At 75.0% G+C, this 17,879-nt stretch carries 11 protein-coding genes; 8 read left to right on the top strand and 3 right to left on the bottom strand.

All coding sequences use genetic code 11. From position 1 onward, the window contains the following. Positions 1 to 567 precede the first annotated feature (567 nt). The 5 genes from O4J56_RS28550 (at position 568) to O4J56_RS28530 (ending at position 11,165) form a co-directional block, all read left to right on the top strand. Positions 568 to 2,565, top strand: coding sequence for an NAD(P)-binding protein (locus tag O4J56_RS28550; protein ID WP_270690099.1), 1,998 nt, complete (start codon positions 568 to 570; stop codon positions 2,563 to 2,565). 128 nt (positions 2,566 to 2,693) lie between these two features. After that, positions 2,694 to 4,316 carry a DUF2397 domain-containing protein gene (locus O4J56_RS28545; protein WP_270690098.1) on the top strand — a complete coding sequence of 541 codons (1,623 nt, stop codon included), beginning with the start codon at positions 2,694 to 2,696 and terminating at the stop codon, positions 4,314 to 4,316. Further along, on the top strand, positions 4,313 to 5,656 hold the full coding sequence (locus tag O4J56_RS28540; RefSeq protein WP_270690096.1) for a TIGR02678 family protein: 1,344 nt from the start codon (positions 4,313 to 4,315) through the stop codon (positions 5,654 to 5,656). The genes O4J56_RS28545 and O4J56_RS28540 overlap by 4 nt, the downstream gene beginning before the upstream one ends. 122 nt (positions 5,657 to 5,778) lie before the next feature. Continuing rightward, the gene (locus O4J56_RS28535; protein WP_270690095.1) at positions 5,779 to 10,197 is read left to right on the top strand and encodes an SbcC/MukB-like Walker B domain-containing protein; all 4,419 of its coding nucleotides are present in this window, start codon (positions 5,779 to 5,781) and stop codon (positions 10,195 to 10,197) included. Positions 10,198 to 10,550: 353 nt separating this feature from the next. Next, positions 10,551 to 11,165: a superoxide dismutase gene (locus O4J56_RS28530; protein ID WP_017627727.1), complete on the top strand. Its 615-nt coding sequence runs from the start codon at positions 10,551 to 10,553 to the stop codon at positions 11,163 to 11,165. A gap of 75 nt (positions 11,166 to 11,240) precedes the next feature. On the opposite strand, the gene O4J56_RS28525 is transcribed toward O4J56_RS28530, so the two are convergent. Then, positions 11,241 to 11,930, bottom strand: coding sequence for an HAD family hydrolase (locus O4J56_RS28525; RefSeq protein ID WP_270690093.1), 690 nt, complete (start codon positions 11,928 to 11,930; stop codon positions 11,241 to 11,243). A 97-nt stretch (positions 11,931 to 12,027) separates the two neighbouring features. Here O4J56_RS28525 and O4J56_RS28520 point away from each other — a divergent pair, with 97 nt between their 5' ends. Next, positions 12,028 to 14,046 carry a Xaa-Pro dipeptidyl-peptidase gene (locus O4J56_RS28520; RefSeq protein WP_270690091.1) on the top strand — a complete coding sequence of 673 codons (2,019 nt, stop codon included), beginning with the start codon at positions 12,028 to 12,030 and terminating at the stop codon, positions 14,044 to 14,046. Between the two features lie 82 nt (positions 14,047 to 14,128). On the opposite strand, the gene O4J56_RS28515 is transcribed toward O4J56_RS28520, so the two are convergent. Beyond that, positions 14,129 to 14,719 carry a DUF4126 domain-containing protein gene (locus O4J56_RS28515; RefSeq protein WP_270690089.1) on the bottom strand — a complete coding sequence of 197 codons (591 nt, stop codon included), beginning with the start codon at positions 14,717 to 14,719 and terminating at the stop codon, positions 14,129 to 14,131. Positions 14,720 to 15,059: 340 nt separating this feature from the next. Continuing rightward, positions 15,060 to 15,314 (bottom strand): DUF2630 family protein, encoded by a 255-nt coding sequence (locus tag O4J56_RS28510; RefSeq protein WP_270690087.1) that lies wholly within the window; start codon positions 15,312 to 15,314, stop codon positions 15,060 to 15,062. Between the two features lie 185 nt (positions 15,315 to 15,499). Between O4J56_RS28510 and O4J56_RS28505 the strand changes: the two genes are divergently transcribed. Together O4J56_RS28505 and O4J56_RS28500 are read left to right on the top strand one after the other, a co-directional pair. Next, positions 15,500 to 16,978 (top strand): FGGY-family carbohydrate kinase, encoded by a 1,479-nt coding sequence (locus O4J56_RS28505; protein ID WP_270690086.1) that lies wholly within the window; start codon positions 15,500 to 15,502, stop codon positions 16,976 to 16,978. Then, a complete protein-coding gene (locus tag O4J56_RS28500; RefSeq protein WP_408639186.1) occupies positions 16,975 to 17,595 on the top strand; it encodes a histidine phosphatase family protein in 621 nt (206 codons plus the stop codon). Before O4J56_RS28505 ends, O4J56_RS28500 begins: the two co-directional genes overlap by 4 nt. The last annotated feature ends 284 nt before the right edge of the window (positions 17,596 to 17,879 follow it).

Here is a 17,879-nt window from a genome sequence, read left to right as displayed (position 1 = left end):
GGACACGATAAGCCCGACTTCCCCGAGATCAACGACAGCGCGCCCCCACACCGCCGCCCCCTCGATGATCTCGACAAGAGTGCTGTCAAAACCACCGGAATGACAGCACTTCCGTCGAGATCATCGCCGGGGGCGCACCGGGTCGACGGCCGCCACGAACGCGGGCGGCCACGCGCCCGCCTGGTCGCGCCGCCCACCCGGACCGCGAGCAGCCAGACGGACGGCAGGCAGGGCCCGGGACCCGCCCGACTGTCGCCGTCGCCGCCAACACCGGCGACCACCCACACGCCCGGCAGCCGACAATGCTGCAGGTAGAGCCGCTCATCCCCGTCGTCGCCGGCCTCCCCGCACTCCGCGTGAGACATCCCATCACCATGTGACCGGACAGAAAAAGTAAAAATCGGACTTTCCATCCCATAGCGGGCGTAGGCTGGCGCAGTTCCGCGCATCGTCAAGCCCTGGAGCCGAGTCGGCAAAGACCCGGAATCGCCACGGGACGCCGCCCCGCCGTGCCCGCGGCACCGTGGTGGGCTGGGTCCTTCCAGGGCGCCCAGGAGAAGGAGTCCGATGTCCGACCAGCCACGACGCCACGGCCCCAGCGACGAGGAACTGGGGATGGACCGGAGGATCAGCCGCCGCGACTTCTTCGACGGCGCCAGTGCGGCGGCCGCGGCCGGGATCGCCGCCGTGGCGCTCTCCGGATGCGGCGCCCCCGGTGAGCGGTCGTGGTCGGCGAGCCCGCGCACCCCCGTCCCCGCCGAGCACGGCGCGGACTACCCGCCCGGCATGGAGGGGCTGCGCGGCAACACCCAGCAGGCGCTCAGCATCCCGCACACCATCCGCGACGGGCGCCTGGGCAGCGTCGTGAACACCTCCTCGGTGTCGGACACCGGCGAGCACTACGACCTGGTCGTGGTCGGCGCGGGCATCAGCGGCCTGGCGGCGGCGTACTTCCACCGCAAGAAGAACCCCGGGGCCAAGGTCCTCATCCTGGACAACCACGACGAGTTCGGCGGCCACGCCCGCCGCAACGAGTTCCACGCCGAGGGCCGCGACCAGGTCCTCATCGGCTACGGCGGCACCCAGGCCATCGACACCCCCTCGATCTACAGCGACACCGCCATGGGGCTCCTCAAGGAGCTGGGCATCGAGGTCGACAAGTTCGAGAAGTTCTTCGACCAGGAGTTCTACGACAAGTGGAACCTGGCCGACGAGGGCGACACCGTCTTCTTCCGCGCCGAGGAGTTCGGCCGCGACCACCTGGCCGTCCGCGGCAAGGGCGTGTCCGTGCGCGAGTGGCTGAAGGACGCCCCGCTCAGCCCCGAGGCGCTGGACGAGATCGTCATGCTCTACGACGAGCCGAAGGACTGGCTGCCCGGCCTGTCGGACGGCGAGAAGAAGGAGCGCCTGGCCCGCATGACCTACACCGGCTACCTGCGCGACATCGCCGGTGTCGGTGACGAGACCCTGGCCTACGTCGAGACCCTCACCAGCGACGAGTGGGCGGTCCCCGCCTCCACCTGGGGCGCCCTGGACGCCTGGGGCGAGGGCTACCCCGGCTTCGACGGCCTGGGCCTCGACGACTCCCAGGCCTCGCCGCTCAACTCCTTCTCCATGCGGCGGTTCTGGGACTTCGAGGACCCGTACATCTACCACTTCCCCGACGGCAACGCGAGCATCGCCCGCCTGCTGGTGCACGCCCTCATCCCCGGCAGCGTGCCGGGTGAGGAGAAGCTCGACATGGAGAGCGTCGTCCTCGCCGAGTTCGACTACTCCAAGCTCGACATGGACGACAGCGACGTCCGCCTCCGCTTGCAGGCCCCCTGCACCGACCTGCGCCACGACGGCTCCCCGTCCTCGGCGGAGCGCGTCTTCGCCACCTACTACCGCGACGGCGGCCTGCACCGGGTCAGCGCCGACCACGTCGTCATGGCCGCCTGGCACGTGATGGGCAAGTACCTGATGAGCGAGCTGCCGAGCTCCCAGCGCAACGCCATGCAGGACGCCTCCAAGCAGCCCCTGCTCTACGCCAACGTGGTGGTGCGCAACTGGCAGCCCTGGGTGGAGCTGGGCATGCGGCACATCCGCCTCACCGGCGGCGACTGGGCGGTGGCCCAGCTCGACTACCCCGTCTCCATGGGCGGCTACGAGCACCCGCAGAACCCCGACGAGCCGATCGTCATCCAGATGATCGGCGCGCCCAGCGCGGGCGTGCAGTCGCTCAAGCAGGGCGCCATCACCGGACGCCACCGCACCCTCAAGCGCGACTTCTCCAGCTTCGAGCGGAGCATCCGCCACACCCTCAACCGGGCGCTGGGCGACGGCGGGTTCGACGCCAAGCGGGACATCGAGGCCATCACCGTCAACCGGTGGGGCCACGGCTACGCCCGCGAGTACACCAGCCTGTGGGACTCCTTCTGGCCGGACGGCCCGACCCCCGCCGAGCACGCCCGCAAGCGGCTGGGCCGGATCGTGATCGCCAACTCCGACGCCGCCCCCAACGCCTACACCGACATCGCCATCGACGAGGCGCACCGGGCCGTGGAGGAGCTCGGCGAGGCCTGATGAACGGGGGTCCCGGGGGCGGCGGCACTGTCCCCGGGGCCCCGCCTCCCCGGGCGGCGGGGTGTGCGCGAGAGCCCACGGCGATCCGGTCGGCCGCGCCGCCGCGAGGCGCTAAGTTGGTGCGGGTCATGCCTTACTCGCCTCCCGAGCCCGCCGACCTGGACCGGCTCCGCCTGTACGCCTACCTGTCGGCCCCCGAGCGCCGCACCTACCTGGCGATCATGCGCCTGTTCACCGGCACCCTCCTGGCCGACCTGGGCGCCGGGGACGTGGGCGCCGCGCTCGCCGCCGCCGAACGCCGCGGCGAGGTCGACGAGGGCGAGTCCCGCCTGGACACCGTGGTGGACCGGCTGGAGCAGCTCGCCCGGTGGGGCAACCTGGTGCCGGGCCGCCGCGAGCCGGCCGCCACCATCGCCGAGTTCACCCGCAGCCGGGTGCGCTACCAGGTCGCCAAGCTCGCCATGCGGGTGCAGCGCGACGTCGACGACCTGCTCAGCGTCGCCGAGGGCGCCCGCGAGGTCTCCCGCGAGCTGCTCCCGGCCATCGAGCGCGGCCTCGCCGAGACCTCCCGCCTGCTGGACGAGGTGCTGGAGGCCGCGCCCGACGGCCGCGCGGCCCCGCGCGCGCTGCGCGAGCGGCTCTCCCAGCAGGTGACCACGCTGTTCCTGCAGCACGGCGAGTTCGCCGCAGCGGTGCGCGACTTCTACGCCTACCTCGGCTCGGTGATCGCCCGCTACGACCTCTCCCCCGAGGAGATGGCCGGGTTCAAGCACATGCTGCTGGAGTACGTCGACCTCATCGCGCGGGACGTGCTGCGCCACGCCGAGCCGGTCGCCGACCGGCTGGCCGCGCTCGACGGTCGGCGCGACGCGCTGCTGCGGGTGCTCGGCGGCGGCGCCGACCTGGTGCCCAACACCACCGTGGTGGGCCAGACCGAGCTGATGGAGCGCGCGCCCGGCCGCACCGCCGCCGACTGGGACGGGCTGGCGGGCTGGTTCGTGGGCCGCCCGGGGCGCCCCTCGGAGGCCGACGAGCTGCGCGAGGCCACCAGCAGGGCGATCAGCGCGCTGCTGGGCAACGTCAAGCGCGCCACCGGGGCGGGCGGCGTGGACCCGGGCCGCCGCCGGGACCTGCTGCGCCTGGCCGCCTGGTTCGACGGGGCCGCCCCCGCCGACGCCCACGACATGTACGCCGCCGCCTTCGGCCTGTTCTCCGCCCGGCACCTGGCGCTGGCGCCCGAGGAGGACGCGCCCTCCCCCGGCCTGCCCTGGTCGGGCGGCGAGGGCGTGCCGGTGGAGGTGAACGTGCGCAGCCGCGGCGACCGCACCCCCGGCGGGCAGATCCCCCGCCTGGGCGACGACCCGCTGGGCCGGGCCGCCCTGCTGGAGGAGGAGGCGCGGCGCAAGAGGCGGCGCTCGGCCGCCGTGGGCGAGCTGGCCGCGTCCGCGGGCGACCTGGCCGGGGCCAGGCTGTCGGCCGACGCCCTGGAGCTCTTCTGCGAACTGCTCACCCTGGCCGGGGCCGGGCGGGACGCCCCCGCCGAGCAGGGCACCGCCGCCGACCCGGTGTCGGGCCTGACCCTGGTGTTGCGCCCGGACGGCGGGGCGGCCCGGATCGGGTCGGTCTTCGGCACCCTGGAGCTGCACGGCACCCGTGTGGAGCTGGACGTGGCCGAGGGCGCCGCCGCGGGCCCGGATCCGGACGGCGCCGCGGAGGCCGGGGACGCCGCCGGAAGCGGGGTGGGACGGTGAGCCCCGCCGCACGCACCGCGCGGGCCGAGCGCTCGGCACTGGAGGGCCTGGACTCGATCGAGGCGGCCCAGGTGCGCCGGTGCGCCCGCACCCTGCTGCGCCGCCCGCTGCTGCGCGCCGACGGCCCCGAGGGCGACGCCCTCCCGGCGGTGCGCCGCTACAGCGACCGGCTGCAGGCGCTGTTCGCCCACTACCTGGGGTACAGGCTGGCGGTGGAGCCGACGTTCGCGCGGCTGTACAAGACCGGCCGCACCCCCGACGGCGTGCGCGGCGCGCACAAGAACAACGGCGCGGCGTTCACTCCGCGCGCCTACGCCTACCTGTGCCTGGTGCTGGCCGAGCTGACCGGCACCAGCGGCCAGGTGCTGCTGTCCGGGCTGGTGGACCAGGTGCGCGCGGCCGGCGCCGAGGCCGGGCTGGACCTGGGCGGCGGCATCGTGGACCGCAGGGCGCTGGTGGCGGCGCTGCGCCACCTGATCGACCTGGGGGTGCTGTCCGAGACCGACGGCAGCGTCGGGCCGTGGGCCGAGGACGCCGGGCGCGAGGCGCTGCTCACGGTTGACGTGGAGCTGCTGGGGCACCTGGTGGCGGCCCCGCTGGGGCGGCTGGAGGGCCCGGCGCAGCTCGCCGCCGGGGGCGTGCCGGGGCCGGGCGACGACGTGCGGTACGCGGTGCGGCGCCGCCTGGTGGAGGACCCGGTGGTGCTCAACGGGGACCTGACCGCCGACCAGCGGGACTGGCTGCGCACCCGGCTGCGCCAGGAGTCGGAACTGCTGGAGGAGCTGCTGGGGCTGCACCTGGAGGTGCGGGCCGAGGGCGTCCTCGCGGTGGACCCGGACGGCTACCTGAGCGACCTGCTGTACCCCGGGCACGGGACGCTTTCGCGCATCGCGCTGCTCACCGCGGACGCCGTCCTGCGGGACGAAGGCGACGGCGCGGACACCGGCGCCGCCGACGAAACGGAGGACGCGGACGACGCCCATGCCCCGACGGGTGGCCGTGTCCCGGTCTCCTACGCGCGCTTGCAGGAGGTGGCCGCCGACATCGTGGCGCGCTACCCCAAGGCGTGGTCGAAGGAGGCCGTGCGCGACACCGCGCGCCTGGCCCGATCGGTGGCCCAGACCCTCGTCCAGGCCGGACTGGCACGGGTGGCCGCGGCCCCTGACGGGTCCGAGCGCGTCGAACTGAGCCCGGCGGCGGCGCGGTACCGCCCGCGCCCGGACGGCCCCGAGGGCGACGGCGACGAGGACGAGGCGCAGGCCGAGGGCTCCCGCCCCGCCCCGGTGGGCCCCGGCGAGGGCCAGGAGTCCCTGTTCGCCGTAGGGGACGACGCGCCATGACGCCGTTGATCTCGGGAGAAACGACGCCACCGGCGCGGTTTTAGGGGCGTTCTTCCCGAGATCAACGAGAACACCGGCCCATCGAAGACATCCGGGCGCACGCGCCAGGAAGCGATACCGACGTGAGGACCGACACCGTGGAGAGCACCTCCGACCCCCGCAGCCGCTGGCGCCTGCACCGCGGCGGCGTCGTCAACATCTGGCAGTACCGGGACGAGGAGTTCGACCTGTCCGGCGGCCGGGTCATCTTCAAGGGGACCAACGGCTCGGGCAAGTCGCGCACCCTGGAACTGCTGCTGCCGCTGTGCCTCGACGGCGACCTGCGCAACATGGGCTGCAAGGGCTTCGACACGGTCAGCATGAGCCGCCTCATGCTCGACGACTACTCCGAGGGCACCGTGCGGCTCGGCTACGCCTGGGTGGAGCTGCGGCGGGTGCTGGACGACGGCACCGAGGACTTCTGCACCGCCGGGATCGGCGTCAAGGCGAGCGCCTCCAGCAGGCAGATCACCGACTCCTACCGGTTCCTCACCCCGCTGCGGGTCAACAAGGACTTCGCGCTGCTGGAGCAGGACCGCCCGATCACCGCCGCGCGGCTGCGCGAGCACATCGGCGAGGACGCGGTGGTCCCCTCCCAGGAGGCGTTCCAGCAGCGGGTGGCCGAGACCGTCTACGGCATCAGCGGCGGCGGCCGCTACACCGACCTGCTGCACCTGCAGCGCACGCTGCGCAACCCCGACATCGGCCTGAAAGTGCTCCAGGGCCAGCTGGAACAGCTGCTGTCCGACGCGCTGCCGCCGGTCGACCCGGACGTGATCGCCCGCACCGCCGCCGGGCTGGACAACCTGGAGGGCGTGCGCCGCAACGTGTCGCGGCTGCGCCGCGCCGACTCGGCCCTGCAGGAGTTCCTTGAGGGCTACCGGGGCTATGCGCGCGGCGTACTGGCCGACCGGGAGGCCCGCCTGGCCAAGGCGGAGAAGGCCGCCGACCGCGCGCGCTCGGCCCTGGACAAGCGGCGCAAGGAGCGGGACACGGCCGAGGCCGGGCACCGCGGCGCGGCAGACGAGCGCGACGCCCTCACCGCCCGCCTGGACACGGTGCAGACCGACCTGGAGGCGCTGAAGTCGTCGGCCGCCTACGGCGCCCTGGGCGACCTGGAGGACAAGGAGGCCACGGTCGCCTCGCAGCGGCGGCACACCGAGGCCGCCCTGCGCACGGCCGAGGACCTGCGCGCCGCCGAGGAGCACTCCCTGGAGGCGGTGGAGCGCGCCGCCGCCCTGCCCGCCCGGGTGGGCAAGGAGGCGTCGGCCGCCGCGGCCGAGGCGCGCGGCGCCCTGCGCGAACTGGGGCTGGGACAGGCGCTCGGCTCACTGCCGGAGCTGGCACCCGATGTGCGGCGCGGCGAGGAGACCGCGCGGGTGCTGCGCTCGGCCGACCCCGCCGCGCGCCCGGAGGACACGGTGCGCCCCACCGCCCCCGCCATCGGCACCGAGGCGCTCGCGGAGTCGGCCGCTGCGGCGGCGGAGGCGCTCGACACGGCCGCCGCGGCCGCCGCCGACCGGGGACGCCTGCTGTCCGGGCTGCGCGCCGAGGCCGAACGGCTGGCCGAGGCCGAGGCCGGGCTGGAGCGCCTGGGCGAGCGCGCCGAGGCCGCCGCCGAGGAGTCGGCCGCGGCCGACCGCCGGGCCCGCGAGGGCGAGGAGCGCCTGGCCGACGCGGCCGAGCGGTGGAGCGCGGCGGTGCGCGACTGGCACGACCGGGCCCTGCCCGCCGGCGACCGGCCCGGGGCCGGGGAGCTGCCCCCGGTGCCCGACGGCGGGGAGGTGCTGCTGGACCCGGGGGCGTTCCGGGACGCGCACCGGGAGGTGCGGGCGGCCCTGCAGCCGCGGGTGCGGGCCGTGCAGCGGGCGGTCCTCGCCGCCGAGCAGCGGCTCTCCGAGGCCGGGGCCGAGCGGACCCGGCTGGAGGCCGAGCTGGCGCACCTGCGCGAGGCCGCCGAGGTCGGTCCGCCGGTGCCCGAGCACACCACCGCCGAGCGCGACCCGGCGCGGGGCGCACCGTTCGCGCGGCTGGTGGACTTCGCCCCGGACCTGGGCGAGGAGGAGCGCGCCGGGCTGGAGGCGGCGCTGCGTGCGTCCGGGCTGCTGGGGGCGTGGGTGCGCGCCGACGGCGGCATCGGGGCGGTCGGCGGGGACGGCGCAGACGGCGCGGACGGCGACGAGACCTGGGCGGTGCCGACGGGCCCCGTCGACGGGCCGACCCTGGCCGATGTGCTGGTCCCGAGCACGGACGGCGGCACAGGCAGCGGCGGTCCGGCGGACAGCGCCGCGGACGGCCCCGACGGCGAGGCCGGCGACGCACCGCCCGTGCCCGAGGAGACCGTCCGCGCCCTGCTGCGCTCGGTGCCGCTGCTGCCGGTCGGCGCTTCCGGCCGTGATGGCGCGGGCGGCGCAGGCGGCATGGGCGGCTCGGACGCGATGTCGCACCCGGGTAATGGACTCGGCGCCGGCAGCGCGGGCACAGCCGACGACGGCGCGCTCAGTTCAGCCCTCGCCCACGACGGCGGCGCGGCGGACGGCGCGCACGCCGCAGGCGCCCCGTCCCCCGGTCTCGCGATCGGCACCGACGGCTCCTGGCGGTCCGGGGCGCTGGTCGGGCGGCACGGCAAGGAGCGGGCCGAGCACATCGGCGCCGGGGCCCGCGAGGCCGCGCGGCGGCGCCGCACCGAGGAGGCCGAGACCGCCCTGTCCGCGCTCGCCGAGCGCGAGGAGGGGCTGCGTTCGTCCCTGGAGGGCGCCCAGCGCCTCGAGCAGGAGTGGAACGCCTGCCTGGACGCCTTCCCCGACATCTCCCCCGTGCTGGCCGACCTGGCCGAGACCCGGCAGCGCCGGTCGGCCGCCGCCCGTGCCGCCTCCGACGCCGAGACCGCCGAGGCCGAGCACGCCCGTGCCCGCGCCCGCCTGGAGGCCGAGCGCGGCGAGCACCGCCGCTCCTGTGGCGACGCCGGGCTGCCGGACGGCGCCGAGGCCCTGCGCGAACTCGCCGACCGGGCCCGCGCCACCGCCTCCCTGCTGGAGCGCGCGGCCGGGCGGCTGCGCGGCGACTACACCGAGGCGCTGCGCACGGTCGCCGCGTCGCTGGAGGACCACGCCCGCACCGCCGCCTCGCGCGCGCAGGCCGAGGAGGAGGCGGCCCGCACCCACCGGGCGTTCGCCGAGGCGCACGGGGTGCTGGAGACCCTGCGCTCGTCGCTCGGCCAGGACGCCGAGGAGGTCAGCGCGCAGGTGCGGGCCCTCACCGAGGAGCGGGCGCGGCTGCGCGACGAGGCCCCCAAGGCGCAGTCGGAGGTGGAGTCGCGGCTGCAGGCGCTCACCCAGGCCGAGGGCCGCACCGAGCAGGCCGAGGCCGCCCTGGAGGAGGCGCAGGGGGTGCTCGCCGACGCCGAGGACGCGCTCACCGACACCGCCGACGTGCCGGGCGTGTGGGAGGCGGCCACCGGGCTGGTGGAGGTGCCCTTCGAGCGGGCCGACCTGCGCACGGCCCTGCGCGAGGCGCTGGAGCCCGAGGGGAGGCCCGGTGACCCGGGCGCCCTGGAGCGGGACCTCATCTCCCGGGTCCAGGCGCTGCAGACCGCGCTGGCCGGGACCCACGACGTGCAGGCCGACCGCGACCGCGGGGTGCTGACGGTGGCCGTCAGCGACGAGGCGGGCACCGCGCCCGCGGCCTCCACCGCCCGGCTCACCGCGGCGCGGCTCGCCGAGGCCGAGGCCAACCTCACCGGCGGGGAGGAGCGCGTCTTCGAGGAGTTCCTCCTCGGGGACGTGGCCGAGGAGCTGCACCGGCAGATCCGCGCCGCCGAGTCGCTGACCCGGCGGATGAACACCGTGCTGGAGGGGGCGCACTCCAGCCAGGGCGTGCGGGTGGAGCTGGCCTGGGAGCCCGCGCCGCACCTGGACCCGGACGAGCGGTCGGCGTTCGCGCTGGCCAAGAAGTCGGTGGCGGAGCGCTCCGAGGAGGAGAACGACCGGTTGCGGCGCGCGCTGATGGACCGCATCCGCGCCACCCGGGCCGAGGGGCGCAGCAGCGGGTACGCCGAGGTTCTGGGCGCGGCCCTGGACTACCGGGAGTGGTTCGCCTACCGGGTGCGCATCCACGACACCGGGCCCGACGGCAACCCGCGCGACCGGCGGGTGCGCCAGCTGTCGTCCGGGGAGACGCGGCTGGTGTCCTACGTGACGCTGTTCGCGGCCAGCGCCGCGTTCTACGACGCGCTGCGCAGCGAGCTGGACGGGCCGCTGCGGATGGTGCTGCTGGACGAGGCCTTCGAGCGGCTGGACGACCCGACCATCGCGCGGCTGCTGGAGCTGCTGGTCGACCTGGACATGGACTGGGCCATCACGTGGCCCTCGGGGTACGGGGTCTCGCCGAGGATCGACCGGATGCACATCTACGACATCCTCAAGCGCAAGGGCGCCTGGGGTGTGGCGTGCGCGCGCACGACGTGGAACGGCAGCGGGTTCGAGGCGGCCCCGGCGGGGTAGAGGAGAGCGGGGCCGCGCCCGTGCCGGGGGCGGCCCGGGGCCCGGAACGGGTCGGGAAGCGCCCGGCAGGGGGTCGGCAAGGGCCGGCGCCGCCTTCGCCGACACGCGCGGAAAGCGGCTCCGAGCACGCCGGACGCGGTCGAACCCGCGCAGGTCCGGGATTATTCCCGAGTCCCCTTGTAGCAAGGGCTACAGGGGCCCCGAACAGGCCCGGCTGATAGGTTCTTGATCGCGGTTCGAGGGTCACAGCGATGGAACACGGCGAAGGACACGACGACGTCGCACCGGCGTTGGCGACCAGGACCGCGACCGAGCCTTAAGTGAAAACCACGTGTCAGAGGAAAGGTGCGCACATGTCCGCGCCATATTCGCTTCCTGAGCTGCCCTACGACTACGCGGCGCTGGAGCCGTGGATCTCCGGTCAGATCATGGAGCTCCACCACGACAAGCACCACGCGGCCTACGTCGCCGGTGCCAACACGGCGCTGGAGAAGCTGTCCGAGGCGCGCGAGAAGAACGACTTCGGCACGGTCAACATGCTGGAGAAGAACCTCGCGTTCAACCTCGCCGGCCACGTGAACCACACCGTCTTCTGGCCGAACCTGTCGCCGGACGGCGGCGACAAGCCCGAGGGCGAGCTGGGTGCCGCCATCGACGACCAGTTCGGCTCCTTCGACGCCTTCCGCGCCCACTTCGGTGCCGTGGCCACCGGCATCCAGGGCTCCGGCTGGGCCATCCTGGCCTGGGACATCCTGGGCCAGAAGCTCATCATCGAGCAGCTCTACGACCACCAGGGCAACCTGGCGGCCGGCTCCTACCCGATCCTGCTGCTGGACATGTGGGAGCACGCCTTCTACCTGCAGTACAAGAACGTCAAGGCGGACTACGTCAAGGCGTTCTGGAACGTCGTCAACTGGGCGGACGTGCAGCGCCGCTTCGAGGACGCCCGCAAGGTCGTGCTGGGCTAGCACACCGGCGGTACGCGAGGGGCGGGGCCGTGGGCCCCGCCCCTCGCGCATGTCCGGCCCCTGCCGCCTTCAGGCTCAGGCGGCGCTGCGCACGCCGGTCAGCGCCGCGACCGCCTCGACCGGGGAGCCGACGACGGGGCCGCCGGTGGCCTCCAGCCGCTCGCGGCTCATCATGCCGCTGGCCACCAGGAGCGCGTGCGCGCCGGCCTGGCGGGCGGCGCGGGCGTCGTCGTCGATGTCGCCGACCAGCACCACCGTGGAGGGGTCGATGCCCTGCTCGGCCAGGTGGTGGACCAGGTGCTCGGCCTTGGAGTCGTCGGCCGCGTCGTACCTGCGCCCGTCGACGCGGGTGAAGTGGGGTTCGAGGCCGAAGTCGGCGACCAGTCCGGTCACGTGCCGGTGGGAGGCCATGGACAGCAGCGACTGGCTGCCCCCGGCCGAGCTCCAGCCCGACAGCACCCCGGGTACGCCGTCGGCCAGCGCGCAGCCGGGCAGCAGCGAGCGGTAGTGCCGGTCGTACTCGGTGTTGAGGCGGTCCCACTCCTCCGCGGCGAGCGGGCGCCCCAGGTGGTCCTCGTAGCACTCCAGGAGGGGGCGGCGGAACACCGTCCTCCAGTAGTCGAGGTCGACCGGTGCCCGGCCGAAGGGTTCGCACACCCGGTTCAGGGCGGTCAGGTTGGCGTGGTTGTCGTCCAGGAGGGTGCCGTTCCAGTCCCAGACGATGTGCCGGACTCCCGAGAGATGGTCGAATCTGTTCTCAGCCACTCCCGCACTCTAAACGCCGGGAGAGACTCTGGACGCCGCGGCCGCCTTCCGGTGGGATGGCAGGGACCCTATCCCCCGATCCCCCACGAGGAACCCTGTGCACAAGCGAGAACCCCATAGCGGACCCGCCCGCACGGCGCTCCGGACCGGAGCGCTCGCCGCGGCGGCGCTGATGGGGGCGGCCGGCCTGGCCGCCCCCGCCTCCGCCGACGCCCCCGGGCCGGTGGTCGAGGACGGGCGCACCCAGCCCGTGTTCGACTACGCCGACGCGGTCTACCAGGAGGTCGACATCGTCACCGGCGCGGACAGCGACGGCGACGGCGAGCCGGACACCGTCCGGATGCGCATCATGCGGCCCGAGGAGACCGAGGACGGGCTCCAGGTGCCCACCATCCTGGAGCCGAGCCCCTACTGGGCGGGCACGCACGACGCGCAGATGTACGACGTGGACCTCGACGACGACAGCGCGGGCACGGTGCCGCGCGGCAGGCCCCGGGCCGGGTCGGCCGAGGAGATGGCCCAGGCCTCGGCCGAGGGGCCGCGCGGCGCCTCCGCCCAGGCGGGGCCGACCGGCGACGGCTCGGCGACCATGCCCAACTACTACGACAACTACTTCCTGCCGCGCGGCTACGCGGTGGCCCAGCTCGACAGCCTGGGCACCGGCGGGTCGACCGGCTGCCCCACCAGCGGCGGCGAGAACGAGACGCAGGGCGTCACCGCGGCGGTGGACTGGCTCAACGGGCGCACCACGGGCTTCGACGCCGAGACCGGCGAGGAGGTCTCGGCCGAGGACTGGTCCACCGGGAACGTGGCCATGACCGGCATCTCCTACAACGGCACGCTGCCCGTGGCGGCGGCGAGCACCGGCGTGGAGGGGCTGCGCACGATCGTGCCCCAGGGCGCCATCTCCTCCTGGTACGACTACTACCGCGACAACGGGGGCGTCGTCGCGCCCGGCGGCTACCAGGGCGAGGACGCCGACGTGCTGGCGAAGCTGGTGTACACCCGCGCCGACGCCGACGTGTGCGACCCGGTCATCGACGGGGTGACCGAGGGGCAGGACCGCGACAGCGGCGACTACAACGACTGGTGGGACGAGCGGAACTACCGCAACGACGCCGAGGACGGCGCGTTCGGGGCGAGCGTCTTCCTGGCGCACGGGCTCAACGACTGGAACGTCAAGACCGACCAGGCGATGCTGCTGTGGCAGGCCCTGGAGGACCAGGGCGTGGAGCGCAAGATGTGGCTGCACCAGGCGGGCCACGTCAACCCGTTCAACCTGCGCATGGACGAATGGCTGGACCAGCTGCACCGGTGGTTCGACCACGAGCTGTACGGCGTCGACAACGGGATCATGGACGAGCCCCGGGTGGACGTGCAGGGGTCCGACACCGAGTGGGCGGCGCAGGACGACTGGCCCGGTGAGGGCACGGCGCCGGTGCGGCTCGGGCTGCGGCCCGGCGGCGAGGACGGCGACGGCGGCCTGGAGCCCGGCAAGCACCGGGGCAAGCCGCGGTGGGAGGAGTTCACCGACGAGGGGCGCGGCACCCCGGCCGAGGAGCTGGTGGCCGAGCCGGGCACGGGCAAGGACGGGGCGCTGGTGTACCGCACCGGCGAGCTGACCGAGGACGTGCGGATGAGCGGCGTTCCGGAGGTGACGGTGCGGGCGGCCATGGACGGGTCGTCGCCGTACCTGACGGCGCTGCTGGTGGACTACGGCACCGACACCCGGCCGACCGAGGACGTGCGCTACGACACCGACGACCGGGTCTGCTACGGGGAGGGCGTGCCGGAGGACCCGGGATGCACGTACCCGAGCTACAACGTCACCGAGGAGTCGGACTTCAAGATCGTCACCCGGGGGTGGATCGACGCGCGCAACCGGGGGTCGGACGAGGAGCAGCGGCCGGTGGTGACGGACAAGCCGTACCGGTACACGTGGCCGATGCAGGCGCAGGACTACGTGTTCAAGAAGGGGCACCGGATCGGCGTGGTCCTGGTGTCGACCGACCACGACTACACGCTGCGGTACCCGGCCGGGACGGAGGTGGAGGTGGACACGAAGCGGACGTCCATCACGCTCCCGGTGTCGGAGGGCGGGGGCGGCCTGGGGTAGCGTCCCGCCGAACCGCGAACCGCCGGAGGGGCGGCGCCCGGCCGGGCGCCGCCCCTTTCTCGTGTGCCGTCGTTTCCCCTGCTCAGGCGGCCTCGGCCGCGGCGCGCTCGCGCTTCTTGCGGCGCCGGCGGCGCCAGGCCCAGACGCCGACGGCGAAGGTGGCGGGGACCACGACCAGGACGAGGATCGGCAGGACGATGGCGAAGAAGGAGGTCACGGCGCTGACCCCGTCCTCGATGAAGCTGACGACCGGGCCGCCGACGCCGAAGGTGGCGGTGTTGAGGACGGGCCGGGAGACCGCCTTGAGGGCGTGGAAGGCCAGGGCGATGAGGGCCCCGGTGACGATGGGCCACCAGGAGCCGTCCCCGGTGTCCATGTCGGTGGTGAAGGAGGAGGCGCCCGCCCCGAAGGTGATGCCGCCGGAGGTGGGGCGGATGAGGGTCTGCACGACGTCGTTGACGCTGTCGACGGCGGGGATCTTGTCGGCGAGGAGCTCGACCACCAGGAGCACGCCGAGGATCACCAGGGTCGCGGGGTGTTCCAGCCAGGCCCAGGAGGGGCCGAGTTCGAACAGGGGGGTGAAGCGGGACAGCAGCCCGGCCGCCAGGAGGGGGATGTAGGCGTTGAGCCCGGCGGAGGAGGCCAGTCCGGCACCGGTGAGGAGTTCGAGCATCCGCAGACTTTCCGAGAGTTCCCGTGGGTCCCGTCCCCCGCGGACCCGGCGGGGGCGCGGGTGTGCGGGGCACGGGGCGCACCCGTCGGCGCGCGGTTGTCGAGCGTACGGGAACCCGACGGCGGCCCGCCCCGCAGCGGCGGGCCGACCGTGACCGATTCCGGCCGCCGGGGGCGGGCGGGGGCGGCGGCCCGGCAGGCACCGCTCATCCAAGGCCCCGGGGGCGACGAGGGTGGCGGATCCACCGCACGATCAGCCCGGGGATGGCCCTTTCACCACGCTGGGCGCCCCGGACCGCCCTCGCCCCCGTGGCCCCTGTGCCCCGAGGTCGGGCGGGGCCTCACTGCCAGTAGCCCTCGACCTCCGAGGCCGGGCGGACGCGGGCGTCGGGTGCCTCGTCGCCGTACTCCTCCTGGGCCCGGCGCTGGCGGAGCAGGTCCCAGCACTGGTCCAGCTCGGTGGCGACGCTCCGCATGCGGGACCGCTCGTCGGGCGTGAGGCGGTGCTCGCTCTGCTCGCGCAGCGCCTTCTCCTCCCCGATCAGCTCGGTGATCCGCGAGAGGATGTCCTTCTCTGCCCGCTTTTCGTCGCTCATGGGCCAATGGTCGGCCGACTGACCCGGGGACGGCAAGCCTCGCGTCCGGCGTTTCCGCAGCTCGCCGGGGCGGGACACGATCAGCGGGGCGCTCCTCGCCCCCGGAGGAGGCGCCTCATGAGAGGATCAACGAGATCACATATACACTGTGAACTTAACATCGTGTCTAACATTCAGGAGGCGACGTGGCGGAACCTTCGGCGCCGCTGTGGGTCGGCATCGACGTGGGCACCCAGGGCGTGCGGGCCGTGGCGGCGCACGGCGACGGCACCGTGGCGGGCCAGGGCTCGGCCCCGCTGCGCGGCACCCGCAGGGACGGCCGCCACGAACAGGACCCCGAGCACTGGTGGGAGGCGGTCGGCGCGGCCTGCCGCGCCGCCGTCGGACAGGCGGGCCGCGGGCACCCGGTCGGGGGCGTGGCGGTGTGCGCCACCTCCGGGACCGTGCTCGCCGCGGACGGCGGGCTCCGCCCGCTCGGCCCCGCCCTGATGTACGACGACGGGCGCGCCGCGGACGACGCGGAGGCGCTCATCGCCGCGGCGGGCGAGGAGACCTGGCGGCGCGTCGGCGCCCGGCCGCAGCCCTCGTGGGCCTTCGCCCGGCTGGCACTGCTGGGCCGTCGGGCGCTCCGGCCCGGGCGCGGCGACCTCCTCCTGCACCAGGCCGACTTCCTCACCGGCCGGCTCAACGGGGCGCCGACCGCCGCGGACACCAGCCACGCGCTCAAGTCGGGGGCCGACCCGATGGCCGCGGCCTGGCCGGACCCGGTGGTGGAGGCCATGGGGGTCCCCCCGGCCGCGCTCCCGGCGCTGACGCCGCCGGGCCGCCCCGTCGGGTCGGTGTGCGCCGGGGCCGCCGCCCACACGGGGCTGCCGCAGGGCACGCCCATCATCGCGGGGATGACCGACGGGTGCGCGGCCCAGCTCGCGTCCGGCGCGCTGGAGCCGGGGCGCTGGAACTCGGTGCTGGGCACGACGCTCGTCCTCAAGGGGGCGTCGGAGCATCGGATCGCCGACGGCGCGAGCGGCGTGTACAGCCACCGCTCCCCCGACGGCCGGTGGTGGCCGGGCGGGGCCTCCAGCACCGGCGCGGGGGTTCTGGCCTCGGCGTTCCCCGGGGCGGACCCGGCCGCCATGGACGCGGTGGCGGACCTGGAGCACCCGGCCTCCGCGGTGGTCTACCCGCTGGTGGGCCAGGGCGAGCGGTTCCCGTTCGCCGCACCGCAGGCGCGCGGGTTCGTCCTCGGGGAGCCGCGGGACGAGGCCGACCGGTACGCCGCGACCCTGCAGGGCGTGGCGTTCGTGGAACGGCTGTGCTTCGAGCGGCTGGGCGGGCTGGGGGCCGAGGCCGACGGGCCGGTGCGGGTGACCGGCGGCGCGGTGGCCAGCGCGCGCTGGACCCAGCTCCGGGCGGACGTGCTGGGGCGCCCGCTGGAGGTGCCGGAGAACGCGGCCCCGGCGTTCGGCATGGCGCTGCTGGCGGCGAGCGGCGACACACCGCCCGAGCGGGTCGCGGCACGGATGGTGCGGATCCGCGCCACAGTGGAACCGCGTCCCGAGGTCGGCGAGCGGCTGGAGGGCGCGTACGCACGGTTGGTCGAGGCGCTCGCGGAGCGCGGCTGGAGCGGCGCCCCGCAGGGGGCCGTGGAGAGGGGGCGTCGGTGACGGACGCGACGGAGCTGATCGTGGTGCGGCACGGGGAGACGGTGTGGCACGCGGAGAACCGGTACGCCGGTTCGAGCGATATCGCGCTGACGGAGGAGGGGGTCCGGCAGGCGGAGGCCCTCGCCCGGTGGGCGGCGACGGCGGGGCTGAGCGGCGTGGTCAGCTCGACGCTGAGCCGGTCGGCCGGCACCGCCGCCCCGGCGGGCGAGGCGGCGGGGGTGCCGGTGGCGGCCGATCCGCGCCTGGTCGAGCAGGACTTCGGCCAGGGCGAAGGGCTGACCTCCGCCGAGATGCGCGAACGCCTGGGCGGGGCGCGCGAGCGGTTCGAGCTGGACCCGCTGCGCAACCCGCTGCCGGGGTCGGAGGACCCGGTGAAGGTGGCCGAGCGCGGGGTGGCGGCCCTGGCCGACGCGGCCCGGGCCCACCCGGGCGGGAAGGTCCTGGTGGTGGCGCACGGGACCCTGATCCGCCTGGTCCTGTGCCGCCTTCTGGGCATGGACGCGGGCCGGTACCGGAGGGCGTTCCCGGAGGTGGGCAACTGCCGCGGCGCGAGGCTCCACTGGAAGGGCGACGGCGAGGCGGGCCTCCTCGGTTTCAACGAGCCCTTGGAGCCCTGACCGGCGCCCCGGTCCCCCACTCACGCCCCCGGCCGGTGGGGTGGAGAGCGACGACGAAGACGGGCGGCCCATACCGCAGCGCTGTCGGCCGCGGCGCGTGTGCATGGTCACCGGAGAGGGCGGCGACGGCGACAGCCGGGCGGTTCCCCGGCCCCGCCTGCCGTCCGGCGGGCCCCTCGCGGTCCGGGTAGGCGGCGCGACCAGGCGGGCGCGTGGCTGAGCGCGTTCGTGGCGGCCGCCCCGGCGCGCCCCTGCCCGGCGATGATCTCGACAGGAGTGCTGCC

This window comes from Nocardiopsis endophytica (assembly GCF_027706725.1).
GTDB lineage: Bacteria > Actinomycetota > Actinomycetes > Streptosporangiales > Streptosporangiaceae > Nocardiopsis_A > Nocardiopsis_A endophytica.
This window is presented reverse-complemented; position numbering and strand designations above follow the sequence as displayed.

Coding starts and splice junctions, on each gene's coding strand:
- O4J56_RS28550 (WP_270690099.1), top strand. CDS start 568: ATGTCCGACCAGCCACGACGCCACGGCCCCAGCGACGAGGAACTGGGG.
- O4J56_RS28545 (WP_270690098.1), top strand. CDS start 2,694: ATGCCTTACTCGCCTCCCGAGCCCGCCGACCTGGACCGGCTCCGCCTG.
- O4J56_RS28530 (WP_017627727.1), top strand. CDS start 10,551: ATGTCCGCGCCATATTCGCTTCCTGAGCTGCCCTACGACTACGCGGCG.
- O4J56_RS28515 (WP_270690089.1), bottom strand. CDS start 14,719: ATGCTCGAACTCCTCACCGGTGCCGGACTGGCCTCCTCCGCCGGGCTC.
- O4J56_RS28510 (WP_270690087.1), bottom strand. CDS start 15,314: ATGAGCGACGAAAAGCGGGCAGAGAAGGACATCCTCTCGCGGATCACC.